This window comes from Enterobacter sichuanensis (genome assembly GCF_009036245.1).
Taxonomy (GTDB): domain Bacteria; phylum Pseudomonadota; class Gammaproteobacteria; order Enterobacterales; family Enterobacteriaceae; genus Enterobacter; species Enterobacter sichuanensis.
Genome location: NZ_CP027986.1, coordinates 2,016,107 through 2,040,138, shown reverse-complemented (window position 1 = coordinate 2,040,138; position 24,032 = coordinate 2,016,107). Strand labels below are relative to the sequence as shown.

At 55.4% G+C, this 24,032-nt stretch carries 25 protein-coding genes; 16 read left to right on the top strand and 9 right to left on the bottom strand.

All coding sequences use genetic code 11. The features are described 5' to 3' along the window. Positions 1-57: 57 nt before the first annotated feature. The 9 genes from rsxA (at position 58) to gstA (ending at position 9,040) form a co-directional block, all read left to right on the top strand. Positions 58-639, top strand: coding sequence for an electron transport complex subunit RsxA (gene rsxA, locus C1N69_RS09800; protein WP_008500564.1), 582 nt, complete (start codon positions 58-60; stop codon positions 637-639). Then, the gene (gene rsxB, locus C1N69_RS09795; RefSeq protein WP_155031079.1) at positions 639-1,217 is read left to right on the top strand and encodes an electron transport complex subunit RsxB; all 579 of its coding nucleotides are present in this window, start codon (positions 639-641) and stop codon (positions 1,215-1,217) included. Before rsxA ends, rsxB begins: the two co-directional genes overlap by 1 nt. After that, on the top strand, positions 1,210-3,231 hold the full coding sequence (rsxC, locus tag C1N69_RS09790) for an electron transport complex subunit RsxC (RefSeq protein WP_155031078.1): 2,022 nt from the start codon (positions 1,210-1,212) through the stop codon (positions 3,229-3,231). Before rsxB ends, rsxC begins: the two co-directional genes overlap by 8 nt. Then, on the top strand, positions 3,232-4,284 hold the full coding sequence (rsxD, locus tag C1N69_RS09785) for an electron transport complex subunit RsxD (protein WP_155031077.1): 1,053 nt from the start codon (positions 3,232-3,234) through the stop codon (positions 4,282-4,284). A 10-nt stretch (positions 4,285-4,294) separates the two neighbouring features. Then, complete coding sequence (gene rsxG, locus C1N69_RS09780) at positions 4,295-4,915, top strand: electron transport complex subunit RsxG (RefSeq protein ID WP_047958396.1); 621 nt, start codon at positions 4,295-4,297, stop codon at positions 4,913-4,915. A gap of 2 nt (positions 4,916-4,917) precedes the next feature. Beyond that, positions 4,918-5,604, top strand: coding sequence for an electron transport complex subunit E (locus C1N69_RS09775; RefSeq protein ID WP_008500569.1), 687 nt, complete (start codon positions 4,918-4,920; stop codon positions 5,602-5,604). Then, entirely contained in the window at positions 5,601-6,236 is a 636-nt protein-coding gene (nth, locus tag C1N69_RS09770; RefSeq protein WP_155031076.1) for an endonuclease III, read from the top strand. Before C1N69_RS09775 ends, nth begins: the two co-directional genes overlap by 4 nt. 591 nt (positions 6,237-6,827) lie before the next feature. Next, positions 6,828-8,336 carry a dipeptide/tripeptide permease DtpA gene (gene dtpA, locus C1N69_RS09765; protein ID WP_155031075.1) on the top strand — a complete coding sequence of 503 codons (1,509 nt, stop codon included), beginning with the start codon at positions 6,828-6,830 and terminating at the stop codon, positions 8,334-8,336. A 98-nt stretch (positions 8,337-8,434) separates the two neighbouring features. Next, positions 8,435-9,040 (top strand): glutathione transferase GstA, encoded by a 606-nt coding sequence (gene gstA / locus C1N69_RS09760; protein ID WP_025758353.1) that lies wholly within the window; start codon positions 8,435-8,437, stop codon positions 9,038-9,040. 103 nt (positions 9,041-9,143) lie between these two features. On the opposite strand, the gene pdxY is transcribed toward gstA, so the two are convergent. The 5 genes from pdxY to anmK form a co-directional block, all read right to left on the bottom strand. Beyond that, complete coding sequence (pdxY, locus tag C1N69_RS09755) at positions 9,144-10,004, bottom strand: pyridoxal kinase PdxY (RefSeq protein ID WP_155031074.1); 861 nt, start codon at positions 10,002-10,004, stop codon at positions 9,144-9,146. Between the two features lie 66 nt (positions 10,005-10,070). Further along, complete coding sequence (gene tyrS, locus C1N69_RS09750; protein WP_025758350.1) at positions 10,071-11,345, bottom strand: tyrosine--tRNA ligase; 1,275 nt, start codon at positions 11,343-11,345, stop codon at positions 10,071-10,073. A 125-nt stretch (positions 11,346-11,470) separates the two neighbouring features. Further along, complete coding sequence (pdxH, locus tag C1N69_RS09745) at positions 11,471-12,127, bottom strand: pyridoxamine 5'-phosphate oxidase (protein WP_025758349.1); 657 nt, start codon at positions 12,125-12,127, stop codon at positions 11,471-11,473. Between the two features lie 57 nt (positions 12,128-12,184). Next, positions 12,185-12,508: a C-type lysozyme inhibitor gene (gene mliC / locus C1N69_RS09740; protein ID WP_059385806.1), complete on the bottom strand. Its 324-nt coding sequence runs from the start codon at positions 12,506-12,508 to the stop codon at positions 12,185-12,187. A gap of 93 nt (positions 12,509-12,601) precedes the next feature. Then, positions 12,602-13,726, bottom strand: a complete 1,125-nt coding sequence (gene anmK, locus C1N69_RS09735) for an anhydro-N-acetylmuramic acid kinase (RefSeq protein WP_025758347.1) — start codon at positions 13,724-13,726, stop codon at positions 12,602-12,604. 255 nt (positions 13,727-13,981) lie between these two features. On the opposite strand from anmK, the gene slyB reads away from it, so the two are divergent. Together slyB and C1N69_RS09725 are read left to right on the top strand one after the other, a co-directional pair. Next, positions 13,982-14,449 (top strand): outer membrane lipoprotein SlyB, encoded by a 468-nt coding sequence (gene slyB / locus C1N69_RS09730; protein ID WP_025758346.1) that lies wholly within the window; start codon positions 13,982-13,984, stop codon positions 14,447-14,449. Positions 14,450-14,647: 198 nt separating this feature from the next. Further along, entirely contained in the window at positions 14,648-16,009 is a 1,362-nt protein-coding gene (locus C1N69_RS09725) for a sensor domain-containing diguanylate cyclase (protein WP_155031073.1), read from the top strand. A 36-nt stretch (positions 16,010-16,045) separates the two neighbouring features. On the opposite strand, the gene slyA is transcribed toward C1N69_RS09725, so the two are convergent. Then, positions 16,046-16,486, bottom strand: coding sequence for a transcriptional regulator SlyA (slyA, locus tag C1N69_RS09720; RefSeq protein WP_021241135.1), 441 nt, complete (start codon positions 16,484-16,486; stop codon positions 16,046-16,048). A 186-nt stretch (positions 16,487-16,672) separates the two neighbouring features. Between slyA and C1N69_RS09715 the strand changes: the two genes are divergently transcribed. From C1N69_RS09715 to C1N69_RS09705, 3 genes are read left to right on the top strand one after another with little or no spacing between them, the layout of a single operon-like run. Then, on the top strand, positions 16,673-16,909 hold the full coding sequence (locus C1N69_RS09715) for a DUF1656 domain-containing protein (protein WP_025758344.1): 237 nt from the start codon (positions 16,673-16,675) through the stop codon (positions 16,907-16,909). A 2-nt stretch (positions 16,910-16,911) separates the two neighbouring features. Then, complete coding sequence (locus C1N69_RS09710) at positions 16,912-17,772, top strand: efflux RND transporter periplasmic adaptor subunit (RefSeq protein WP_155031072.1); 861 nt, start codon at positions 16,912-16,914, stop codon at positions 17,770-17,772. Further along, positions 17,772-19,805, top strand: a complete 2,034-nt coding sequence (locus C1N69_RS09705; RefSeq protein ID WP_155031071.1) for an FUSC family protein — start codon at positions 17,772-17,774, stop codon at positions 19,803-19,805. The genes C1N69_RS09710 and C1N69_RS09705 overlap by 1 nt, the downstream gene beginning before the upstream one ends. Here the strand turns inward: C1N69_RS09705 and sodC are convergent. The 3 genes from sodC to C1N69_RS09690 all read right to left on the bottom strand — a co-directional run bounded on the left by sodC (position 19,784) and on the right by C1N69_RS09690 (position 21,567). Next, the gene (sodC, locus tag C1N69_RS09700; protein WP_094917650.1) at positions 19,784-20,302 is read right to left on the bottom strand and encodes a superoxide dismutase [Cu-Zn] SodC; all 519 of its coding nucleotides are present in this window, start codon (positions 20,300-20,302) and stop codon (positions 19,784-19,786) included. The two genes, C1N69_RS09705 and sodC, sit on opposite strands and share 22 nt — an antisense overlap. A gap of 80 nt (positions 20,303-20,382) precedes the next feature. After that, positions 20,383-21,279 carry an aldo/keto reductase gene (locus C1N69_RS09695; RefSeq protein WP_045284923.1) on the bottom strand — a complete coding sequence of 299 codons (897 nt, stop codon included), beginning with the start codon at positions 21,277-21,279 and terminating at the stop codon, positions 20,383-20,385. 48 nt (positions 21,280-21,327) lie between these two features. After that, positions 21,328-21,567, bottom strand: coding sequence for a DUF1289 domain-containing protein (locus tag C1N69_RS09690; RefSeq protein ID WP_014883562.1), 240 nt, complete (start codon positions 21,565-21,567; stop codon positions 21,328-21,330). Positions 21,568-21,716: 149 nt separating this feature from the next. Here C1N69_RS09690 and eptA point away from each other — a divergent pair, with 149 nt between their 5' ends. Next, positions 21,717-23,342: a phosphoethanolamine transferase EptA gene (gene eptA, locus C1N69_RS09685; RefSeq protein WP_155031070.1), complete on the top strand. Its 1,626-nt coding sequence runs from the start codon at positions 21,717-21,719 to the stop codon at positions 23,340-23,342. 41 nt (positions 23,343-23,383) lie between these two features. Continuing rightward, positions 23,384-23,983 (top strand): TetR/AcrR family transcriptional regulator, encoded by a 600-nt coding sequence (locus C1N69_RS09680; RefSeq protein WP_155031069.1) that lies wholly within the window; start codon positions 23,384-23,386, stop codon positions 23,981-23,983. Positions 23,984-24,032: the final 49 nt, after the last annotated feature.

The following is a 24,032-nucleotide window of genomic DNA, read 5'->3' as shown; positions in this document are numbered from 1 at the left end:
TTGTCGCCTGCGTGGGTTTATCCGATAATAGGCGGCTTTTTTATTTCAGGCTAAATAATGACCGATTACTTACTGCTCTTTGTCGGCACCGTGCTGGTTAACAACTTCGTTCTGGTGAAGTTCCTTGGCCTGTGCCCGTTTATGGGCGTTTCCAAAAAGCTGGAAACGGCAATGGGGATGGGGCTGGCGACGACCTTCGTGATGACGCTGGCGTCCATCTGCGCGTGGTGGATTGATACGTGGATCCTCATCCCGCTGGGGTTAACCTATCTTCGCACGCTGGCCTTTATCCTGGTTATCGCAGTGGTGGTGCAGTTTACCGAAATGGTGGTGCGCAAAACCAGCCCGGCGCTCTATCGCCTGCTGGGTATCTTCCTGCCGCTGATCACCACCAACTGCGCGGTACTCGGCGTGGCGCTGCTGAACATCAACCTTGGCCACAATTTTATGCAGTCGGCGCTGTATGGTTTCTCTGCGGCAGTCGGTTTCTCTCTGGTCATGGTGCTGTTCGCCTCCATTCGCGAGCGCCTGGCCGCAGCGGATATCCCTGCGCCCTTCCGCGGTAACGCGATTGCACTGGTGACCGCCGGTTTAATGTCTCTGGCCTTTATGGGCTTTAGTGGTCTGGTGAAGTTGTAATGAATGCTATCTGGATTGCCATCGCCTCTATCAGCGTTCTGGGGTTGGCGTTTGGCCTTATCCTGGGCTACGCCTCCCGCCGTTTCGCGGTAGAGGACGATCCTGTTGTTGAGAAAATTGATGAGCTTTTGCCGCAAAGCCAGTGCGGGCAGTGTGGCTACCCTGGCTGCCGCCCCTATGCCGAAGCGGTAGGGGTTCAGGGTGAAAAAATTAACCGCTGTGCGCCCGGTGGCGAAGCGGTGATGCTGAAAATTGCGGCCCTGCTGAACGTTGACCCGCAGCCCGTGGATGGCGACGCGGACGTCCAGGAGCCGGTACGTGCCCTCGCCGTGATCGACGAAGCAAACTGCATCGGCTGCACCAAATGTATTCAGGCCTGCCCTGTGGACGCCATTGTTGGCGCAACCCGCGCCATGCACACCGTGGTGGCGGATCTGTGCACCGGCTGTAACCTCTGCGTGGCCCCCTGCCCGACGCAATGTATCGAGTTGCGCCCGGTTGAACCGACTACCGAAAGCTGGAAATGGGATCTTCAAACCATTCCGGTTCGCATCATTCCTGTGGAACAACATGCTTAAGTTATTTTCTGCTTTCAGAAAAGAGAAGATTTGGGACTTTGACGGTGGGATCCATCCACCGGAGATGAAAACCCAGTCCAGCGGTACCCCGCTGCGTCAAATTCCGCTGGCGACCCGTTTCGTCATGCCGCTGAAGCAGCACATAGGCGCTGAGGGTGAGCTGTGTGTAAAAGAGGGCGATACCGTCCTTCGCGGTCAGCCCCTGACCTTTGGGCGCGGACGTATGCTGCCGGTGCACGCCCCCACCTCCGGTAAGGTGGTGGCCATTGCGCCCCATACGGTGGCGCATCCGTCAGCGCTCTCAGAGCTGAGCGTCATTATTGAAGCCGACGGCGAAGACCGCTGGATTGAACGTGACGGCTGGAACGACTACCGCGCCCGCAGCCGTGAAGCGCTTATTGAACGCATTCATCAGTTCGGCGTTGCCGGTCTGGGTGGCGCAGGCTTCCCGACCGGGGTCAAACTGCGCGGCGGTGGCGATAAGATCCAGACGCTGATTATCAACGCCGCCGAGTGCGAACCCTATATCACCGCCGACGACCGTCTGATGCAGGACTGCGCCGCGCAGGTAGTGGAAGGCATCCGCATCCTCGCGCATATTCTGCAACCGCGGGAAGTGCTGATTGGTATCGAAGACAATAAACCGCAGGCTATTTCCATGCTGCGTGCCGTGCTGGCGGGTAGCCATGATATCAGCCTGCGCGTGATCCCGACCAAGTACCCCTCTGGCGGTGCTAAACAGCTGACGCAAATTCTCACCGGCAAGCAGGTACCGCACGGCGGACGCTCTTCAGATATCGGCGTGCTGATGCAGAACGTCGGCACCGCTTACGCCGTGAAGCGTGCGGTGATTGACGGCGAGCCGCTGACGGAGCGCGTCGTGACGCTGACCGGGGAGTCGGTCTCTCGCCCGGGCAACGTCTGGGCGCGTCTGGGTACGCCGGTGCGTCACCTGCTGGAACAGGCTGAGTTTTGCCCGGGCAGCGACCAGATGGTGATCATGGGCGGCCCCCTGATGGGCTTTACCCTGCCGTGGCTGGACGTTCCGGTAGTGAAAATTACCAACTGCCTGCTCGCGCCTTCAACGAGCGAAATGGGTGCGGAGCAGGAAGAGAAAGGCTGTATCCGCTGCAGCGCCTGTGCCGATGCCTGCCCTGCCGATCTGCTCCCACAGCAGCTGTACTGGTACAGCAAAGGCCAGTTGCATGACAAAGCGAAAGCCCATAACCTGGCCGACTGCATCGAATGCGGTGCCTGCGCCTGGGTCTGCCCAAGCAACATTCCGCTGGTGCAGTATTTCCGTCAGGAGAAGGCTGAAATTTATGCCATCTCCATGGAAGAGAAACGGGCCGCAGAAGCCAAAGCACGCTTTGAAGCGCGCCAGGCGCGACTGGAACGCGAAAAACTCGCCCGTCAGGAGCGCCACAAACAGGCTGCCGTTCAGCCTGGCGAGAAAGATCAGGATGCGATTAACGCCGCACTGGCCCGCGTTCGCGAGAAAAAAGCCAATGCGGCGCAGCCTGTCGTGATCCCGGCGGGTGAAAAGCCGGATAACAGCGAAGCGATCGCCGCACGTGAAGCACGCAAGGCCGCCGCTCGCGCCCGTCAGGCAGAAAAAGCACAAACGACCCCGGCGGATGCTGCGGTCGATTCGCGCAAAGCGGCCGTCGAAGCGGCAATCGCCCGCGCCAGGGCCCGCAAAGCCGGAGAGCAACCGGTGGTGGTAGAACAGGACCCGGTCGATCCGCGCAAAGCGGCCGTCGAAGCGGCCATTGCGCGTGCTAAAGCCCGTAAAGCGGCGCAGCAGACGCCTGCGGCAGAAGCGGAAACCCCGGTCGACCCGCGTAAAGCCGCCGTCGAAGCGGCCATTGCCCGCGCCAAAGCCCGTAAGGCGGCGCAGCAGGAAACGCAACCGCAGGCCGCTAACGATGCCCCACGCAAAGCCGCCGTCGCCGCCGCCATTGCGCGCGTTCAGGCAAAGAAAGCCGCACAGCAAGCAGTTAACGAGGATTAAATGGTTTTCAGAATCGCAAGTTCCCCCTACACCCATAACCAGCGTCAGACATCGCGCATTATGATGCTGGTTTGCCTGGCGGCCCTGCCGGGCATTGCCGTTCAGTGCTGGTTTTTCGGCTGGGGAACCCTGTTCCAGATACTTCTCGGCTGTGTCAGCGCCTTAGCGGCAGAAGCCCTGGTGCTTAAGCTGCGTAAGGCAGCGGTCTCCCGTATTCTCGCTGACAACTCCGCGTTGCTGACCGGCCTGCTGCTGGCCATCAGTATCCCGCCGTTTGCCCCGTGGTGGATGGTGGTCCTCGGCACCGTGTTTGCCGTGATCATTGCGAAACAGCTCTATGGCGGACTGGGCCATAACCCGTTTAACCCGGCGATGATTGGCTACGTGGTGCTGCTGATCTCCTTCCCGGTGCAGATGACCAGCTGGCTGCCGCCGCATGACATTGCGGCCACGGTTCCGGGCTTCATGGATGCCCTGCACGTTATCTTTTCCGGCCATACGGCGCTCGGAGCGGATATGAACGCGCTGCGTATGGGAGTGGACGGGATTAGCCAGGCAACGCCGCTTGATACCTTTAAAACCTCCCTGCATGCCGGCCATAGCGTTGAGCAGATTATGCAATCCGCCATCTATCGCGGCATGCTGGCGGGGGCCGGCTGGCAGTGGGTCAACCTGGCGTATCTGCTTGGCGGCCTGTTCCTGCTGCAGCAGAAAGCCATTCGCTGGCATATTCCGGTCAGCTTCCTGGTGACGCTGGCGGTCTGCGCCACGCTGGGCTGGGTCTTCTCCCCTGAATCACTGGCCAGCCCACAAATGCACTTGCTCTCCGGTGCGACCATGCTCGGTGCCTTCTTTATCCTGACGGATCCGGTGACAGCCTCCACGACTAACCGCGGGCGTCTGATCTTCGGCGCGCTGGCGGGGTTACTGGTCTGGCTCATTCGCAGCTTCGGTGGTTACCCGGATGGCGTGGCGTTTGCTGTCCTGCTCGCCAATATTACCGTTCCGCTCATTGACTATTACACGCGTCCACGCGTGTACGGCCATCGCTAAGGGTTTCGCCATGTTAAAAACGATGCAAAAACACGGCGTCACGCTGGCTGTCTTCGCCGCGGTCCTGACAGGGCTGACGGCGCTGGTTAACGCTCTGACCAAAACCACGATCGAAGAGCAGGCGTCGAAGCAGCAAAAAGCGTTGTTCGATCAGGTGATCCCGTCAGATTTCTATGATAATGACCTGCAAAAAAGCTGCTTTGTGGTAGACGCGCCGCAACTGGGGAAAGGCCCGCACCGCCTCTTTATTGCCCGCAAAGGGGATAAACCGGTAGGCGCGGTGATGGAAGCGACGGCACCTGACGGCTATTCCGGTGCCATTCAGCTGCTTGTGGGCAGCGATTTCTCCGGTACGATACTGGGCACCCGCGTCACGGAACATCATGAAACGCCGGGTCTTGGCGATAAGATTGAAACCCGTCTGAGCGACTGGATTTTGCACTTTGCCGGTAAAGTGATCCATGGCGAAGAGGATACCGCGTTTGCGGTGAAGAAAGATGGCGGTGAGTTCGACCAGTTCACCGGCGCGACCATCACGCCGCGTGCCGTGGTGAACGCTGTAAAACGAGCCGGGCTGTATGCTGAAACGCTGCCCGCGCAAATCAACAATCTTCCGGCCTGTGAGGAGTAATCATGAGCCAGGTTAAAGAGGTTATTGTCCAGGGGTTGTGGAAGAACAACTCCGCGCTGGTACAGCTTCTGGGGATGTGTCCGCTGCTGGCGGTGACATCCACCGCCACCAACGCGCTCGGTCTGGGTCTGGCGACCACGCTGGTGCTGACCCTGACCAACCTCTCCATCTCTGCCCTGCGCCGCTGGACGCCGTCGGAAATTCGTATTCCGATCTACGTCATGATCATTGCGTCGGTGGTCAGTATCGTCCAGATGCTGATTAACGCTTACGCGTTCGGTCTGTACCAGTCGCTTGGGATCTTTATTCCCCTGATCGTCACCAACTGTATCGTGGTCGGGCGTGCGGAAGCCTTCGCGGTGAAAAACAGCCCGGCCATGTCGGCGCTGGATGGTTTTTCCATTGGTATGGGCGCCACCTGCGCCATGTTCGTGCTGGGTTCGCTGCGTGAAATCCTCGGCAACGGTACGCTGTTTGACGGCGCGGACGCGCTGCTGGGCGGCTGGGCCAAAGCGCTGCGCATTGAAGTGTTCCACACCGATACGCCATTCCTGCTGGCGATGCTGCCGCCTGGCGCGTTTATTGGCCTCGGCATGATGCTGGCGATAAAATACCTGATTGATGAGAAACGTAAGCGCCGCGCGGCTGAGCGCAGCGTTCTGGAAGGGACACCCGAGAAGGCCTCATGAATAAAGAAAAGCGCATTGCGATCCTGACCCGTCTGCGGGACGAGAACCCGCACCCGACGACGGAGCTGAATTTTACCTCCCCGTTTGAGCTGCTGATCGCCGTGCTGCTCTCTGCCCAGGCTACCGACGTGAGCGTCAATAAAGCCACCGCCCTGCTCTATCCGGTCGCCAATACGCCGAAGGCCATGCTGGAGCTGGGTGTGGAAGGCGTGAAATCCTATATCAAAACCATCGGCCTGTTTAACAGCAAAGCCGAGAATGTGATTAAGACCTGCCGGATCCTGCTCGAACAGCACGGTGGTGAAGTACCGGAGGACCGCGCCGCGCTGGAGGCGTTACCGGGCGTCGGTCGCAAAACGGCGAACGTGGTGCTGAACACCGCGTTTGGCTGGCCTACTATCGCCGTGGATACGCATATTTTCCGCGTGTCGAACCGGACCAACTTTGCCCCGGGTAAAAACGTCGAACAGGTCGAAGAGAAGCTGTTAAAAGTGGTACCTGCCGAATTTAAGGTTGATTGTCATCAATGGCTGATCCTGCACGGCCGTTACACATGTATTGCCCGTAAGCCTCGCTGCGGCTCCTGCATTATTGAAGATCTCTGCGAATACAAAGAAAAAGTCTATCCCTGAGCACTCAACCCCTTAGCAAAAGAGGGGCTATCAAACGCTCTTCTTTTGGCCATTTTTTGTCCGCCTTTTGTTTCGCCTCACCTGTCACTTATTCGGTTCTTTAACGCTCAAACAGGTTAATACTTTTTTCATAGCCAAAAATTTCTATACATCTGTGATCATGATCACCCTGATAACTTCATGTTGATTTTTTGTTGTTAAAATCCGGCTAAACCCTTTGTGGCATAAGATATCTCTCGTCTTAAACCGAACATAAGACCAGCTATTTTTCAGAATATGGGCTATATCACTGCATCAAGCGGCAAATAGCAGAAGATATCGCCAAAAGCCCGTCAGAGCCGGTAATTGCCAGTCGAAAAAACTACCTTTCCTCACTGTATGAAATTTAACGCTAAATAACATTTGTATGAACCGAAGATTATACCACCCCAGATATATGTAACAGATTATTACAAACGTATTGCCAGACGGGTCAGGATAGTGAACATTACCCGCCGTTTCTCCTCCCAATATAACTATAAGGCGGATGGACTACGGCCATCACGCTATGCACACCCCCCGTTAATATGGGATGTAAAAAAAGAGGTATATGTGTCGACTGCAAACAATAAACCAACAGATGAAAGCGTGAGTCTTAACGCTTTTAAACAACCTAAAGCGTTCTATCTCATCTTCTCTATCGAGTTATGGGAGCGTTTTGGTTATTACGGCCTGCAAGGGATCATGGCGGTTTACCTGGTAAAACAGCTGGGTATGTCCGAAGCCGATTCCATCACGCTGTTCTCTTCTTTCAGTGCTCTGGTGTACGGCCTGGTCGCTATCGGCGGCTGGCTGGGTGATAAAGTTCTCGGTACTAAACGTGTCATCATGCTTGGCGCCATCGTCCTGGCGATTGGCTATGCACTGGTTGCATGGTCCGGGCACGATGCCGCTGTGGTGTATATGGGTATGGCGACGATTGCCGTCGGTAACGGTCTGTTCAAAGCGAACCCGTCCTCCCTGCTCTCTACCTGCTACAGCAAAGATGACCCGCGTCTGGACGGTGCATTTACCATGTACTACATGTCCGTCAACATCGGTTCCTTCTTCTCCATGCTGGCAACCCCATGGCTGGCCGCTAAATTCGGCTGGAGCGTGGCGTTCTCCCTCTCCGTGGTCGGTATGCTGATCACCGTGGTGAACTTTGCTTTCTGCCAGCGCTGGGTTAAAGATTACGGTTCAAAACCAGACTTCGAACCTGTGCATATGGGCAAACTGCTGGCGACCATTGTGGGCGTGGTGATCCTCGCCACGATCGCCACCTGGCTGCTGCACAACCAGGGTATTGCGCGTGCGGTTCTGGGCGTGGTTGCACTGGGTATCGTGGTGATCTTTGCGAAAGAAGCGTTCGCCATGCAGGGCGCTGCCCGTCGTAAGATGATCGTGGCGTTCATCCTGATGCTGGAAGCGATTATCTTCTTCGTTCTGTACAGCCAGATGCCTACTTCTCTGAACTTCTTCGCGATTCGTAACGTTGAGCACTCTATTCTGGGCATCGCGTTTGAGCCGGAGCAGTATCAGGCACTGAACCCGTTCTGGATCATGATTGGTAGCCCGATTCTGGCCGCTATCTATAACAAGATGGGTGACCGTCTGCCAATGCCGCACAAGTTTGCGATTGGTATGGTGCTGTGCTCTGGCGCATTCCTGGTGCTGCCACTGGGTACCAAATTTGCCACCGACGCAGGTATCGTGTCCGTGAACTGGCTGATCCTGAGCTACGCGCTGCAGTCTATCGGCGAACTGATGATCTCCGGTCTGGGTCTGGCAATGGTTGCTCAACTGGTGCCACAGCGCCTGATGGGCTTCATCATGGGTAGCTGGTTCCTGACTACCGCGGGTGCGGCAATCATCGCAGGCAAGATTGCTAACCTGATGGCGGTACCGGAAAACGTCACGGACCCACTGGTTTCTCTGAACGTCTACGGTACCGTGTTCATGCAGATTGGTATCGCGACTGCCGTTATTGCCGCGCTGATGCTGCTGACCGCACCGAAACTGAATCGTATGACTCAGGACGACAATAAGACCGCTGAAGTGACCAAAACCGCTACCGCGTAATGTGATTGAGAAACGATGAGCCGCTAATCTATTAGCGGCTTTTTTTTTATCTGTTCGCGCACTAACATAGCTGAAACCTCAGCAAAAAGGAGTTACCGATGAAACTGTTCTACAAACCGGGCGCGTGCTCTCTTGCTTCGCATATCACGCTGCGCGAGAGCGGCAAAGATTTCACGCTGGATGGTGTGGATCTGATGAAAAAACGTCTGGAAAACGGCGATGATTTTCTGGCCATTAACCCGAAGGGACAAGTTCCGGCACTCTTGCTGGATGACGGTACTCTGCTGACCGAAGGCGTAGCGATTATGCAGTTCCTGGCCGACAGCGTGCCCGATCGCCAGCTGCTGGCCCCGGTCAGCACCATCTCGCGCTACAAGACGCTGGAATGGCTGAACTACATTGCCACCGAGTTGCACAAAGGCTTTACGCCCCTGTTCCGCCCTGATACGCCGGAAGAGTTTAAACCAACCCTGCGCGCCCTTCTTGAGAAAAAGCTGCAGTACGTCAACGAATCGCTGAAAGACGAACAGTGGATTGGCGGGTCGCGTTTCACCATTGCTGATGCGTATCTCTTTACCGTACTGCGCTGGGCGCGCGCGGTTAAGCTGAATCTGGAAGGGTTAGACCATATCGCATCGTATATGAAACGCGTGGCGGAGCGTCCTGCGGTGGCTGCGGCGCTGAAAGCAGAAGGTTTGAGTTAACCGAGCGGTCTGTTTTGCCGGGTGGCGCTACGCTTACCCGGCCTACCAATAAATTGCACAATACCTCTCAGACCCGTGCAAGCGCAGCGCCACCCGGCATCGTTCAGAGCCGCGTCGCGCTGAAATAGTGCTCCGGCTTCGCAATACGATCCTGCGCGGCAACTACCTGCAGTTCATACTCCTGCATCACTTTCGTCGCCATCATAATTTCGTATACTGCCGCCGTAACATGCTCCAGCGCATCCTGCAGCGCGGCTCCCTGCAGCAATTTCACCAACAACAGACCGCTGGTGACATCTCCAACCCCTACCGGCTGGCGCTGACCAAAATCCACCAGCGGACGGCTGATGTGCCAGGCGTCGTCCTTCGTGACCAGCAGCATCTCAAAACGGTCCTGGCTTAGCCCTGCGCGCGCCAGGTGTTTTACCAGCACAACGTCAGGCCCCTGGGCTATCAGTTCGCGGGACGCGCTTACTGCCTCTTTTACGCTATTCACCGGATGCTCGCAGAGGATCTCCAGTTCAACCAGGTTTGGCGCAATGATATCGCTGGCGGGCAGCGCATGGCGGACGTGAAACTCTGCCACCCCTGGCGCCACAATACAGCCCTTCTCCGGATGCCCCATGACCGGGTCGCAGAAGTATTTAGCCGCCGGGTTTGCCGCTTTCACCTGACGCACGATGCCGAGGATATGTTCCCCCTGCTCCGCTGAACCAAGATAACCGCTCAGTACGGCGTCACAGCGCTTGAGCTGGTCGATATCGGCAATGCCCTGCACAACGTCGGTGAGGTGTGAAGGCGGCATCACGCAGCCGGTCCATTTGCCGTACTGCGTGTGGTTAGAGAACTGAACGGTATTGAGGGGCCAGACGTTTACGCCGAGGCGGCGCATCGGGAATTCCGCTGCGCTGTTGCCAGCATGTCCAAAAACAACGTGGGACTGAATGGCGAGGATGTTCTTCATTATATGCTTACCAAACCCTGAAAAAACAAAAGGGGCGTGGTTTCCCACGCCCCTGGAGACTGTGACTTATTTCCAGCAGACAAGACAGTAGTTTTTCTTACCGCGACGCAGCAGCGTGTAGCGGCCATACAGGCGATCACCGTCGACGAACGTGTATTCCGGGTCGGCCTGTTTCTCACCGTTGATGGTGATCGCGTTAGAGGCGATGGTTTTACGCGCCTGACCGCGTGAAGGCTGCAGCTCAGAGTCCACCAGCGCCTGCATCAGGTCAGCCCCTTTCTCCATCTCAACCATTGGCACGCCGTCCTGGGCCAGCTGTTCGAAGTCCGCTTCGCTCAGATCGCTCAGGGTACCGTTGAACAGGCTGGCAGTAATGCGTTTTGCCGCGGCCAGACCCTCTTCACCGTGCACCAGTTTGGTCACTTCATCCGCCAGCACGTACTGGGCACGTGGCGCTTTACCGCTGTTCTTGTCTTCTTCTTCCAGCGCATTGATCTCAGCAATGTCCATGAAGGTGAAGAACTTGAGGAAGCGGTAAACATCGGCATCCGCTGTGTTGATCCAGAACTGGTAGAATTTGTACGGGCTGGTTTTCTTCGGATCAAGCCATACCGCGCCGCCTTCCGTTTTACCGAATTTGGTACCGTCGGCTTTGGTGATCAGTGGAACGGTCAGACCGAATACCTGGTTCTGATGCAGGCGACGGGTCAGATCGATACCGGAGGTGATGTTACCCCACTGGTCAGAACCACCAATCTGCAGGGAAACGCCGTGCAGTTTGTTCAGGCAGGCAAAGTCATAGCCCTGCAGCAGGTTGTACGAAAACTCGGTAAAGGAGATACCCTGGTCGTCACGGTTCAGACGCTGCTTCACGGCTTCTTTGTTAATCATCTGGTTAACAGAGAAATGTTTGCCGATGTCACGCAGGAAGGTCAGCACGTTCATGCTGCCAAACCAGTCGTAGTTGTTCGCGGCAATCGCGGCGTTATCACCACAGTCGAAGTCGAGGAACGGTGCAACCTGTTTGCGGATCTTATCCACCCACTCCTGCACGGTATCTTCGGTATTCAGTTTACGCTCAGCGGCTTTAAAGCTTGGGTCGCCAATCAGACCGGTCGCGCCGCCCACCAGGGCAACAGGCTTATGGCCTGCCATCTGGAAGCGTTTCAGGCATAACAATGGAACAAGATGCCCCAAATGCAAGCTGTCAGCGGTGGGATCAAAGCCGCAATAGAGCGCGATCGGGCCTTGCGCCAGTCGCTCTGCTAACGCTTCCTCGTCCGTCACCTGGGCCACGAGGCCCCGCTCTTGCAATTGTTTAATCAAGTTACTGCTTGCCATCAAATTCTCCATGTATAAACGACTGCACCTTTGCCGGTACACGACTTTTCGCCTGATGCGAAAGGAACATAGAATAAAGCGCAAGCGCGGTGTGCGCTAGCGCTTAAATCAACAAATTTCGGGGATTAGGGTGCCAGTCTGTCGATTTTCCAGCCGCCCTCTTCGCGCTGGTACAAAAAGCGGTCGTGAAGGCGATGTTCGCCCCCTTGCCAGAACTCAATCTGCTCAATGGGGATACGGAAACCGCCCCAGAAGCTGGGCAGTGGGATTTCACCCTGCTGGAACTTCTGTTTCAGCTCCAGGAACTTGCTTTCCAGCACCCCACGGGCAGAGATGCGGCTGGACTGTTTTGATACCCAGGCGCCAATCTGGCTGTCACGCGGACGGCTGTGGAAGTACTTCACCACCTCCAGCGTGGAGAGGCGTTCCGCTTTGCCGGTCACCATCACCTGACGTTCCAGCATATGCCAGGGGAACAGGAGACTAATACGCGGATTGTTTTCTAAGTGGTGCGCTTTACGGCTACCCAGGTTGGTATAGAACACCAGCCCTTTCTCGTCATAATGCTTGAGCAATACGATGCGCTGATACGGTTGCCCGTTTTCATCAACCGTCGCGACAACCATGGCCGTTGGGTCGGCAAGTTTCGCTTCGCAGGCCTGTTTCAGCCAGCGTTCAAAAAGCACAAGGGGTTCAGCGGGAAGATCCTGGCGACGCAGGCCGCCTTTGGTGTATTCACGGCGCAGATGCGCAATTTGCTGCAGTTCGTCGTTATCTGACATGGCGTTAGCTAACATTGAGATTGGGTGGCGCTATTGTGCGCCGCCCCTGTAAAAATCTCAACGCTTCGGATTTTCGAGCTGGCAGTTGTTCAGCACAATTCGGTCGCGTTTGTAGACCGTGGCGCTGTCACCTTTCGACCAGAAGACATAGATACCGTCGGTATAACGCGCACCGGAGGCCGAGATACCCTGCTTCAGCGTCAGCAATTTATTGTCGTAAACAAAACTGGCTTCCTGGCGGGGATTATTGAGCTTCACGGTCAGCGGTTTTTCGTCGCAGCGATACTCCAGCGTATCGGTCTGCATGCGCTCAAGGAGCTGGTTATAGACGCTGCATCCTGACAGCAATAAAGGCGCGGCAATAAGAAGAACTTTTTTCATGGGCGTATTCCGAAGACTTTCCTGGTCCTGGAGGGCATGCCTGCCCTCCTGTTTCATTCCATTGTAACGACGGGACGCAGCGCTGAATTTCAGTTAACTCTGATTATGACGCGGATTCGCCGGGAAAATCGCACCCAGCACGCTGGCTTCGCGCGCCCCGGTCACCGACGGTAAATTACCCGGCAGTCCGGCAACGGTGCGCCAGGCAAGCCAGGCGAAGGCCAGGGCTTCCATATCATCGCCACTGATGCCCGCCGCATCGGTTGTTGTCACTTCGGTACCCGGCAGCAGCCCGGCCAGACGCGCCATCACCAGCGGGTTGCGGCTTCCACCGCCGCACACCAGCAGGCGTTCGCATCCGCCGCTGAGCAACACCTGTTCGGAGACCGACACGGCCGTAAGCTCGGCGAGCGTCGCCTGAACATCCTGTGGTGCGAGCGCCGGGAAGGAGGCCAACTGGCGTTCAAGCCAGCCGAAGTTGAAGTATTCTCGCCCGGTGCTTTTCGGCGCCGGTAAAGCAAAATAGGGATCGCTCAACATGGACTGCAGCAGCGGGATAATCACTTTACCCTCGCTCGCCCACTCTGCGTTTTTATCATACGGTTGCCCGCACTGCCGCCAGATCCAGGCATCCATTAACATGTTGCCCGGACCCGTGTCGTAGCCGCGAACAGGCTGCCCCGGGATCAGCATCGAGAGATTGGCAATCCCGCCAATGTTGAGCACCATACGCCGTTCGGACGGATGGGCCAGTAACGCCTGGTGGAACGCGGGCACCAGCGGTGCCCCCTGGCCGCCAAGCGCAATATCACGACGGCGAAAATCCCCCACTACCGTTACACCCGTTTTCGCCACAATCTGGTTGTTATCGCCGATTTGCAAAGTGTGCGGCGCGTCTCCGCCCGGCTCGTGCCAGACCGTTTGTCCATGACACCCAATGGCTACCACATCCTGCGGACGAAGATGTTCTTTTTGCATCAAGGCCAGCACCGCATCCGCAAACAGCGCTCCCAGACGGACGTCGAGTTGTCCAAGCTGGGAGAGGGTCAGTTGCTGGCCCTGACAGATACTCAGGATATCCTCTTTCAGTGAAAGGGGGATTGGCCAGGTCAGGCTCGCCTGCTGCGCCACCATGTTTTCATCAATGGCGGCCAGAACGACATCTACCCCATCCAGACTGGTACCAGACATCACACCAATGTAGCGACCCGATTTCATGCGCTTTCCTTACGTTGCGTGGGCTAAGGTTACCCACTCAACCATAAACAGCGTTGCTTTGCCATCCGGGGATAATATTTTTTAACAATGTCAGACGGCTAACACGCGCGGATCCTGTTTATGTCTCGTTAAGTCAAATTCAAGTACAATTTTCCTATTGTTAGTGCAAAGATATGAACGATGGCCCCTTATGCCATATAATTTAGCCATAACGGATGCCCGGAATGGGGCGTTTTTGGTGAACAGGAGATTCAAATGATTTTACGTGTACTGGGCGTTTCGCTGATTGGTTTAACTCTGGCTGGCTGTGTGAACGACAGTTCACTTTCTGGCGACGTTTACAGCGCTTCTGAAGCGAAACAGGTTCAGAACGTGACTTACGGTACCGTTGTTAACGCACGTCCTGTACAGATCCAGGGTGGTGATGAAAACAACGTGATGGGCGCAATCGGCGGTGCCGTACTGGGTGGTTTCCTGGGGAATACCGTCGGCGGCGGTACTGGCCGCTCTCTGGCGACAGCCGCAGGTGCCGTTGCAGGTGGCGTGGCAGGCCAGGGCGTTCAGGGTGCGATGAATAAATCTCAGGGCGTAGAGCTGGAAATTCGTAAAGACGATGGCAGCACGATCATGGTTGTGCAGAAACAAGGCAACACCCGCTTCTCAGCAGGCCAGCGTGTTGTACTGGCCAGCAACGGTAGCCAGGTGACCGTTTCCCCACGTTAAATAAAAATGGATGTGGCCCCTGGGCCACATCCATTTACAATATATATCATTTGCGTGAATATATTTACAAATTACATTAATTCACCCTATCAATTAATCTGACCTAAATTGTTTCTGCGCAAAGTATTTATCGCATTAATTAGTTAGACTCTTCGCAATTACCTCTCCCTTACTCATGATAATTTTGTTAAAACTTATATGGTTGCGAATCGTCTTTCTGTAAAAGGTCGTTATATCTCGTTCTGTTTCGGTTGCATTATTGTCACCGGTATATTACAAACGCTATTTTCAAAACTCGTTGAATGGGTGCCTTCCTTTTCACCGCTGTTGTTCCCGACCCTCACCATTTTCTTGCTGGTGTTTCATCTTTTTATTGCCTGTTTTATGGCGATGAAATACTGGTGTGACAGGCGACGCTTATATCTGATCGCGTTTGCTTTCGCTTTCGCCGGATCGGCATCGTTGATGATCGGAACGCTGACCAGCTTTCCCGCCTGGCTGGATCTTTATCAGTTCAACGTCGTGAACTACAACGATGCGATGATTTATTACATGTTCCGTCATCTCTTAATGGCGGTATTGATTATCGTCGCGGCAATACTCTATACCACGCGCAATCACCCCCTTTCGCGGATGGCGCATATCGCTATTGTCAGTAGTGCCTTTCTCTTTACCGCCGTTATGGTGCTGCTGGCATGGATCTATTCCAGTCATTCACCATTGTTATCTATTGACCTGGTTGATAATGAAACCCGTCAGTTTATGGTGCTCTGGAGCCACTGCATTAATATTTTATTAATTGTCGTTTGGGTCGTAACATTAGCCACACTGATGTTTGTTACCCGCGTGCGTAATTTATTCTGGGTGGGAGGTAATTTTCTTTGCGTCTGCTATATCGTCACGCTTGCAATGCTGTTAGCGGGTGGGCATGCCGAAGATATCTCCTGGTATCGCGCCCGGTTATTTGAAACTATCGCCACGCTACTGATTATTTTTGTTCTGCTTTACGATGTATTCAGGCTGTATCGTGACTCGCACGTCAAGTATCAACAGTCGTATCAGAACTCGATTCGCGACCCGCTCACCCGACTTTATAATCGCAGTTATTTTTATGAATCGTTAAATCAGGCACTGGAAATCACCAGAACTAGCCGTCCTGTTTCCGTTATCGTCAGCGATCTCGATCGCTTCAAGCGTATCAACGACACCTACGGGCATCTTCAGGGCGACAAAGTTCTGCAGTTCGTCGCCAACCTGCTGATGGACTCCGTGCGCCCACAGGACATTGCCGCCCGTATCGGCGGAGAAGAGTTTGTTCTGATGCTGGCCAACACCTCATCAGAGGCGGCATACCAGGTGGCTGAACGCATCCGGTTAAAGCTCAGCAGCTTTGATAAAACCAGCAGCGGCGGTCAGCTACCGGAACCGATTACCATCAGTATGGGGGTATTTACGGCAACGTCACCGGCGATAACCGCAGAAACCTGCGTGGAAAGCGCCGACAAAGCGATGTATGAAGCGAAAGAGACGGGTCGTAATCGGGTGGTGGTTTTTAAGTAAGAAAAAGGCCTTGCGCGTGCAAGGCCTTGTTGGATGTCAGTCGCGTGACTGCAGTTCATGGATGTTTTGCTCAAGGCGTGCAATGAGGCTGATGAGCATTTCCAGCTCCGCCGGTGAAACGCCTGAGAGGATTTCACCGCGGGTCTTGGTGATCACGGCTTCCATCTCAGTGATGATGGGCGCCGCTTTCTCTGTGAGTTTAATCCGCTTAGCGCGACGATCGCTGGCGCAGGTTTGTCGGGAGATCAGTCCCTTCTCTTCCAGCTGATCAAGTGTGCGCACCAGCGACGGTTGCTCAATGCCGATCGCTTTTGCCAGTTGAATTTGTGACTGATCGGGCGGCAGCTGATGAATATTGTGCAGCGTGACCCAATGCGTCTGTGTTAATTCCAGAGGTTTCAGGCGATGGTCAATCAGAGCACGCCAGACGCGTACCAACCTTGCCAGATCAGAACCTAATGGCGATTCCAATTTCATCTCCTTATAATTAGCTTGCTAAGTTATTATACTGATTTTAGAATAGTGTGCAGCATTTGTATTGCCAAAACAAATGCAATACTGCATTCATCGAACTTAAAAGTATGACTTACACTGAATTGTGATGCTTTCTCTTACTCAGACAAGCCAACGCGGCATTCTGTTCACTGCAAAGGATCTCTGCCCGTGACGTTTTTTCATCGCTCGGAGGGTTTACCCCTTCAGGACCTGATTTTCGGTGCGTCAGTCTACTTTCCTCCCCTGTTTAAAGCCGTTCTGGTGGGCTTTATGCTCTGGCTCATCGCACATCGTCTGCTTCGAGACTGGATGTACTCAGGCGAAATCTGGCATCCCATGTTGATGGATCTTTCCCTGTTTGCCCTCTCCGTATGTCTGGGCCTTGCTGTTTTGCTGGTGTGGTGACTATGCCTCTGAAAACGCTGAAATACTTTTCCACGCTGTTTGTTCTTGCCCTCGCGCTGGTGGCGGGCTGGTGGTTATGGAATTTTTACATGCAGTCGCCCTGGACGCGAGACGGAAAAATTCGCGCTGAGCAGGTCAGCATCACGCCTCAGGTGTCGGGAAGCATCACGACGCTGCGGGTTAAGGATAACCAGTACGTGAAAAAGGGAGAGGTGTTATTCCGGATCGACGATACCCCGTACCACATTGCCATTCTGAATGCCGAAGCGCAGCTGGCAAAAGCCCAGTCTGACCTGGCAAAAGCCAATAACGAGGCCAACCGGCGCCGGCATTTATCGCAAAATTACATCTCAGCGGAAGACTTAGACACCGCGAATATCAACGTAAAGGCGATGCAGGCGAACGTCAGGGTGGCCGAAGCCACGCTTAAACAGGCCCAGTGGGCGCTGACCCAAACGGTTATAACCGCTCCCGTTGATGGATGGGTAACCAATCTTTCCGCCCGTGTGGGCAATTATGCCACCACCGGACAACCCGTTTTCGCCCTCGTCGACAGCCACTCCTTCTACGTTGTGGGCTATTTTGAAGAGACCAAACTGCGCCATATCCGCGCGGGTTCGCCTGCCGCGATAACGCTTTATAGCAGCTCGCAGAAGTTACAGGGTCACGTATCCAGCATTGGCCGGGCCATTTACGATCAAAGCGTGGAAACGGATTCAGGGCTGGTACCGGACATTAAGCCAAACGTGCCGTGGGTGCGCCTGGCTCAGCGCGTACCGGTTCGCGTGGAGTTTGACCGATTACCGCAGGACATCACGCTGGTATCCGGCACGACCTGCACCGTCTCCATCGGAAACCGTTGATGAAGCTGCCGGTTTTCGCCTGGCAAAACACGCCGTGGATGAAAGCGACGCGTCCCCAGTGGCGCTACGCGCTGCGTAATGGTATTGCCATGTGTCTTGCGCTGTCCGTCGCCTACTATCTGAATCTGGATGAACCCTACTGGGCAATGACCTCTGCGGCGGTGGTCAGTTTCCCCACCGTCGGCGGGGTGATCAGCAAAAGCCTTGGCCGTATCGCAGGCAGCCTGCTGGGTGCCACTGCGGCGTTAATTATCGCCGGCCATACGCTGAACGATCCCTGGCTGTTCTTACTGAGCATGGCGGCGTGGCTGGGATATTGCACCTGGGCCTGCGCCCATTTTACCAATAACGTCGCCTACGCGTTTCAGCTGGCAGGCTATACCGCTGCCATCATTGCTTTTCCGGTGGTAAACGTGCTCGACACCACTGAGCTGTGGGATATTGCTCAGGCACGCGTCTGCGAAGTGATTGTCGGGATCCTCAGTGGCGGCTTCATGATGATGATCCTGCCCAGCACCTCCGACGGCACCGCGCTCATCACCGCGCTGAAAACCATGCACACCCGATTGCTGGAGCATGCGAGCCTGCTGTGGCAACCGGAAACCAGCGATGATATTCGTCTCGCCCATGAAAAGGTTATTGGGCAGATCCTGACGATGAACCTGCTGCGTATTCAGGCATTCTGGAGCCACTACCGCTTTCGCCGTCAGAATACGCTGCTAAATTATTTACTGCACCAGCAGTTACGGATGACCAGCGCGATCTCCAGCCTGCGCCGGATGCTGCTCAACTGGCCAGCGCCACCTGATAACACCCGGGCTGTGATTGAAACGCTACTCGCGGCCCTTGCGCGACCGGATGCAGACATCTATACGGTCGCACGGATCATCGCCCCGCTCGCCCCGGTTGATGAGTACGACTACCGCCATCGCGCCTTCTGGCAGCGTCTGAATTACTTTTGTCGGCTTTACCTGCGCAGCAGTCGCTGGATTAAGGCGGTCGAGACTGCGACTCCACTGACAGAATTCAACGTCCCCGGCAGCCCGGCCCTCGCAAGGCATACCGACTATCTGGAAGCGATGTGGAGCGGTTTTCGCACCTTCTGTGCGCTGATGCTGGTCGGCGCGTGGAGCATCACCACGCAGTGGGAATCCGGTACGGCGGCCCTGACGCTTGCCGCCATCAGCTGCGTGCTCTACTCCGTCGCGGCCTCGCCGTTCAACTCCCTGACGCTTCTGCTGCGCACGCTGGTGCTGCTGTCCCTGTTCAGTTTTGTGGTGAAATTTGGCCTGATGGTGCAGGTAAGCGATCTGTGGCAGTTCCTGCTGTTCCTGTTCCCATTGTTAACGACCATGCAGCTTCTGAAACTGCAAATGCCAAAACTGGCCGGTCTCTGGGGACAGCTGATTGTCTTTATGGGATCGTTTATCTCGGTCACGAATCCGCCGGTGTATGATTACGCCGACTTTCTTAATGACAATCTGGCGAAGATCCTGGGCGTGGGGCTGGCCTGGCTGGCATTCGCCGTGTTGCGTCCCGGCTCCGATGCACGCAAGAGCCGCCGGCACATCCGGGAGCTACGCCGGGGCTTTGTCGACCAGCTCAGCCGTAAACCGCATCTGCGTGAAAGTGAGTATGAATCGCTGGTTTATCACCACGTCAGCCAGCTGAATAACAGCCAGGATGCGCTTTCCCGACGCTGGCTGTTGCGCTGGGGCGTGGTGCTATTGAACTGTTCACACGTGGTCTGGCAGCTTCGGGCATGGGAAACGCGTTCCGATCCTCTGTCGCAGGTTCGTGATGTGTGCATCTCCCTGCTGCGCGATGTCATGAGTGAACGCGGGGTCCAGCAGCGGCCGCTGGAAGCCACGCTGAATGAACTGCAGCGGATCTGCGATACCCTGGCGAGACATCATCTCCCCGCAGCCCGTGATTTGGCCTCGATAATCTGGCGGCTGCACTGCTCGCTGTCACAACTGGAACAGGCACCGCCACCGGGCACAATTGGGGATCAGATCACCCCGCAGGCATAGCGTGCCCCACCGCCGCCAAGCGGTTTAGGCTGATCGGACATATTGTCGCCGCCGACGTGGATCATCAGCGCTTTGCCTTTCACCTCATCCAGCTTTTTCAGACGCGGGGCGACAACGGGCTCTGTGGCCTTACCGTCGTTATTCACCACCAGCACGGGCAAATCGCCCAGATGTCCCATACCTTCCGGGCCTTCATGCTTGCCAGAGTGCTGCGGGTCAAGGTGGCCGCCTGCCGCTTCCGCCGCCGACGGTTTCCCCTCTTTTAACGCGGGCTGACAGCTGCCTTTGGCATGAACATGAAAACCATGTTCGCCGGGAGGGAGTGCTTTAAGGTTCGGGGCGAACTCCAGTCCTTTATCGGTTTCAGTGATTTTCACCGTTCCGATGGACTGACCCACACCCTGAGAGGTGACGAGATTCATTTCCACTTCGTCGCTGGCTGCCTGCGCCCCTGCGCAAACAACCAGCGTGACCAGTGCCAGAGCAAAACGCTTCATATGACCTCCGCTGGTTATTTTTTGCCCCTTAAGTGTATACCAGAGGCAAAGATTTCACCGGAAAGTCAGCTTCTGGCGGTTTAAGGCACGTCGTAACCCAGCGCGGCCTTGCGAATGCGGAACCACTGCTGACGGGTCATCTGCAGCGCTTCCGCCCCCAGCGCAGCACGTACGCGCTCGATTTTGCCGGAACCGATGATCGGCAGCGGTTTTGACGGCAGGCGCAGGATCCACGCATACACCACCTGTTCGATGCTCCCGGCGTTCAGTTCGCGGGCGACAGTTTCCAGCTCGTTGCGCAGCGGCTGGAATTCATCATCATTGAACAGGCGCCCGCCCCCCAGACACGACCAGGCCATCGGACGAATGCGCAGTTGCTGGAGCTGATCGAGCGTCCCGTCCAGCAGCAGCGGCTGGTGTACCGGGGAGATCTCAACCTGGTTGGTGGCCAGGGTAAACGGCAGACGAGACTGAAGCAGTGCAAACTGCGCCGGGGTAAAGTTTGAGACGCCGAAGTGACGCACTTTCCCACTCTGATGCAGGTTCAGGAAGGCTTCTGCCACCTCATCGGCATCCATAAGCGGGTCCGGGCGGTGGATTAACAGCAGGTCGATGCGATCGGTTGCCAGATTGACCAGCGACTGCTCGGCGCTCTTGATAATGTGCGCGCTGTCGGTGATGTAATGCCCAAGGGCGTGTTCCGGTTTCGCCGTGGTGGCAATCCCACACTTCGTAACGATCTCCATGCGATCCCGGAGTGCAGGCACCAGCTTAAGCGCCTCGCCAAACGCGGCTTCACACTGGTAGCCACCGTATATATCCGCATGATCGACCGTGGTGACGCCCAGATCGATGTGCTCTTCAATAAAGCTCGCCAGCTGGAGGGGGGACATATTCCAGTCCATCAGGCGCCAGTAGCCCATCACAAAACGGGAGAATTCTGGCCCCTGGGGGGCAAGGGTAATTCGCTGAACCATAACATTTTCCTCAAGGACGTGATGTCATGAGTATACGCAATTACCGTGTTAAAAAAGTGAAGGTTGCTGGGGTTCTTCGGTCTCAGCGGCTTTGTTTGCGCGTATTTTGCGCAGAAGACGCTGTCGACAAAGTCGCAGCACCTCCTGCTTTTGCGTGTCGCTGAAGTTTTGCCAGTTAAAACGTTCATCACGGGTGCGCATGCACCCGCGGCAATATCCGCGTTCATCTACCTGACAAATCCCCCGGCACGGGCTCTGGATAGGGAAAAACTCCAGTTGCTCTGCCACACTCACCTCCGTAATACCGCTCTCATCTACAGTGAAGACGTTAAACACGCCACGTGCAAGCGCTTTACCACAGATTTGTGGCATTAAGGTTTCACTAATCTTCACTCTCTATACTCGCCCCATCATGACAATGACAGGTTTCCCGTTCGATGTGGTTAATGAAAAAGTTACAATGTAACGACATAAAATTTACTCTGGGCTGTGCACTCTTCTTTACGCTGATTAATGGGCTGTTTATCCAGCGCAGCTGGGCGATTATCGCCCCTGCTCATCTGCATGACGTTCTCTTTGCCGCGTCCGTACCGCTGGTGCTGTTTTGCGGCTGGGTGATTGTCTTTAGCCTGCTCAATATTCCGTTTATCCGTAAGCCGCTGCTGATCGTGTTAACGATGGGTTGTGCGGCAGCGACCTATTTCATGTACACCTACGGCGCGGTGATCGATCAGAACATGATTGTGAACGTGTTCGAAACCAACTCTCAGGAAGCCACCGCGCTGGTCACGCCGCAAATGATTTTGTGGATTGTCATTGCCGGCCTCGTTCCTTCCGTGGTGCTGGCGTTGACCCGCATTCATACCGGGAAATGGTGGTATGCTCTGCTGACACGCGTTGCCGCACTGCTCGGCGCCCTGCTGGTCATTATTCTGGTTGCCGCGGTGTTTTATAAAGATTACGCGTCGCTGTTTCGCAATAACAAAAGCATCGTCAAAATGGTGACCCCGGCGAACTATGTCAGCGCCATGGTGAAGTACAGCAAAATGCGCTGGTTTGCAGGCAATCAAACGCTGGTGCGGATTGGCGAAGATGCGCATAAGGGCCCACTGATTGCAGGCCAACAGAAGAAAACGGTTCTGGTGCTGGTCGTCGGTGAGGCTTCTCGCGCGGCGAACTACTCCCTGAACGGTTACGGACGTGAAACCAATCCGGAGCTGAAAAAGCAGGATATCATTAACTTCCCGCAGGCCACCTCCTGCGGCACTGAAACCGCCGTTTCCGTTCCCTGCATGTTCTCGGGCATGACGCGCAGCAAATACGATGCCGACCTCGCGCATCATCAGGAAGGGCTGCTCGACGTGCTTAAACATGCGGGTATTAACCTGCTGTGGCGCGACAACGACGGCGGCTGTAAAGGTGCCTGCGATCGCGTGCCCCATACCGACATGACGCAATGGAAGCTGGATCAGTTCTGTAAAGACAAATCCTGCCTCGACGATGTCAATTTCTACCGTCTGGACAACGTGCTGGACGGCCTGAAGCAGGACACGGTGCTGGTTATCCACCTGATGGGCAGCCACGGCCCGGCGTACTACCGCCGCTACCCGGATAATTTCCGTAAGTTCACCCCTACCTGCGACACCAATGAAATTCAGGATTGCGATCACCAGGCGCTGATGAACACCTATGACAACACCATTCTGTATACCGACAGCGTGGTCAGCAAAACCATCGATGCGCTGAAAGCGCGCCAGGGGAGCATGAACACCGCGCTGATCTACCTCTCGGATCACGGGGAATCCCTGGGTGAAAGCGGTATTTATCTGCACGGTACACCGTATATGCTGGCACCGGAGCAGCAAACGCACATTCCGTTTATGTTCTGGCTTTCCCCGGACTATGCGAAGAACTTTGGCATTAACGAACAGTGTTTACGTGACCATGCAGCAAAAAATGCGGTTTCCCAGGACAATTTGTTCTCAACCGTACTGGGTATGATGGACGTGAAATCAACGGTTTATCAACAGCAGCTGGATATTTTGAACGCATGTCGGCAGTAAACCCGCTTGCATTAGACCGAACGGTCTATTAGAGTGCGCTCATGAGCAGACATACTGAACACGATACCCGCGAACATTTACTGGCCACCGGCGAGCGACTTTGTATGCATCGCGGGTTTACCGGGATGGGGTTGAGCGAGCTGTTAAAAACCGCTGAGGTACCGAAAGGGTCGTTTTATCACTACTTTCGGTCCAAAGAGGCCTTTGGCGTGGCGATGCTTGAGCGTCATTACGCGAGCTACCACCAGCGCCTGACAACCCACTTTGCCTCGGGCGAAGGAAACTATCGCGATCGTGTTCTCAACTACTATCAGGAAACGCTGAACCAGTTCTGCCAGCAGGGCATTATCAGCGGATGTCTGACGGTAAAACTGTCTGCCGAAGTGTGCGATCTTTCTGAAGATATGCGCGCGGCGATGGATAAAGGGGCCAGCGGCGTGATCGCCCTGCTGGCCCAGGCGTTGGAAAAAGGCCGCAATGAGAAAACGCTGGCCTTTTCCGGCGAGCCTCTCACCCAGGCGCAGGTGTTATACGCGCTCTGGTTAGGGGCTAACCTGCAGGCAAAAATTTCGCGCAGTGCCGTGCCGCTGGAAAGCGCCCTGGCACATGTGAAAAGCAGCATTACTGCGCCTGGCATTTAACGGGCGTTTTTATTTATTTCATTACTAGTCGACTGGTCTACTCAGGAGT

Bases quoted from the DNA above. Each gene is read 5' to 3' on its own strand.
- rsxA (WP_008500564.1), top strand. From the start codon at position 58: ATGACCGATTACTTACTGCTCTTTGTCGGCACCGTGCTGGTTAACAAC.
- C1N69_RS09695 (WP_045284923.1), bottom strand. From the start codon at position 21,279: ATGGTTCAGCGAATTACCCTTGCCCCCCAGGGGCCAGAATTCTCCCGT.
- slyB (WP_025758346.1), top strand. From the start codon at position 13,982: ATGATTTTACGTGTACTGGGCGTTTCGCTGATTGGTTTAACTCTGGCT.
- anmK (WP_025758347.1), bottom strand. From the start codon at position 13,726: ATGAAATCGGGTCGCTACATTGGTGTGATGTCTGGTACCAGTCTGGAT.
- C1N69_RS09680 (WP_155031069.1), top strand. From the start codon at position 23,384: ATGAGCAGACATACTGAACACGATACCCGCGAACATTTACTGGCCACC.
- nth (WP_155031076.1), top strand. From the start codon at position 5,601: ATGAATAAAGAAAAGCGCATTGCGATCCTGACCCGTCTGCGGGACGAG.
- eptA (WP_155031070.1), top strand. From the start codon at position 21,717: ATGTGGTTAATGAAAAAGTTACAATGTAACGACATAAAATTTACTCTG.
- gstA (WP_025758353.1), top strand. From the start codon at position 8,435: ATGAAACTGTTCTACAAACCGGGCGCGTGCTCTCTTGCTTCGCATATC.
- mliC (WP_059385806.1), bottom strand. From the start codon at position 12,508: ATGAAAAAAGTTCTTCTTATTGCCGCGCCTTTATTGCTGTCAGGATGC.
- C1N69_RS09705 (WP_155031071.1), top strand. From the start codon at position 17,772: ATGAAGCTGCCGGTTTTCGCCTGGCAAAACACGCCGTGGATGAAAGCG.
- slyA (WP_021241135.1), bottom strand. From the start codon at position 16,486: ATGAAATTGGAATCGCCATTAGGTTCTGATCTGGCAAGGTTGGTACGC.
- C1N69_RS09775 (WP_008500569.1), top strand. From the start codon at position 4,918: ATGAGCCAGGTTAAAGAGGTTATTGTCCAGGGGTTGTGGAAGAACAAC.
- pdxY (WP_155031074.1), bottom strand. From the start codon at position 10,004: ATGAAGAACATCCTCGCCATTCAGTCCCACGTTGTTTTTGGACATGCT.
- rsxC (WP_155031078.1), top strand. From the start codon at position 1,210: ATGCTTAAGTTATTTTCTGCTTTCAGAAAAGAGAAGATTTGGGACTTT.
- sodC (WP_094917650.1), bottom strand. From the start codon at position 20,302: ATGAAGCGTTTTGCTCTGGCACTGGTCACGCTGGTTGTTTGCGCAGGG.
- pdxH (WP_025758349.1), bottom strand. From the start codon at position 12,127: ATGTCAGATAACGACGAACTGCAGCAAATTGCGCATCTGCGCCGTGAA.
- rsxD (WP_155031077.1), top strand. From the start codon at position 3,232: ATGGTTTTCAGAATCGCAAGTTCCCCCTACACCCATAACCAGCGTCAG.
- rsxG (WP_047958396.1), top strand. From the start codon at position 4,295: ATGTTAAAAACGATGCAAAAACACGGCGTCACGCTGGCTGTCTTCGCC.
- tyrS (WP_025758350.1), bottom strand. From the start codon at position 11,345: ATGGCAAGCAGTAACTTGATTAAACAATTGCAAGAGCGGGGCCTCGTG.
- rsxB (WP_155031079.1), top strand. From the start codon at position 639: ATGAATGCTATCTGGATTGCCATCGCCTCTATCAGCGTTCTGGGGTTG.
- C1N69_RS09725 (WP_155031073.1), top strand. From the start codon at position 14,648: ATGGTTGCGAATCGTCTTTCTGTAAAAGGTCGTTATATCTCGTTCTGT.
- C1N69_RS09710 (WP_155031072.1), top strand. From the start codon at position 16,912: ATGCCTCTGAAAACGCTGAAATACTTTTCCACGCTGTTTGTTCTTGCC.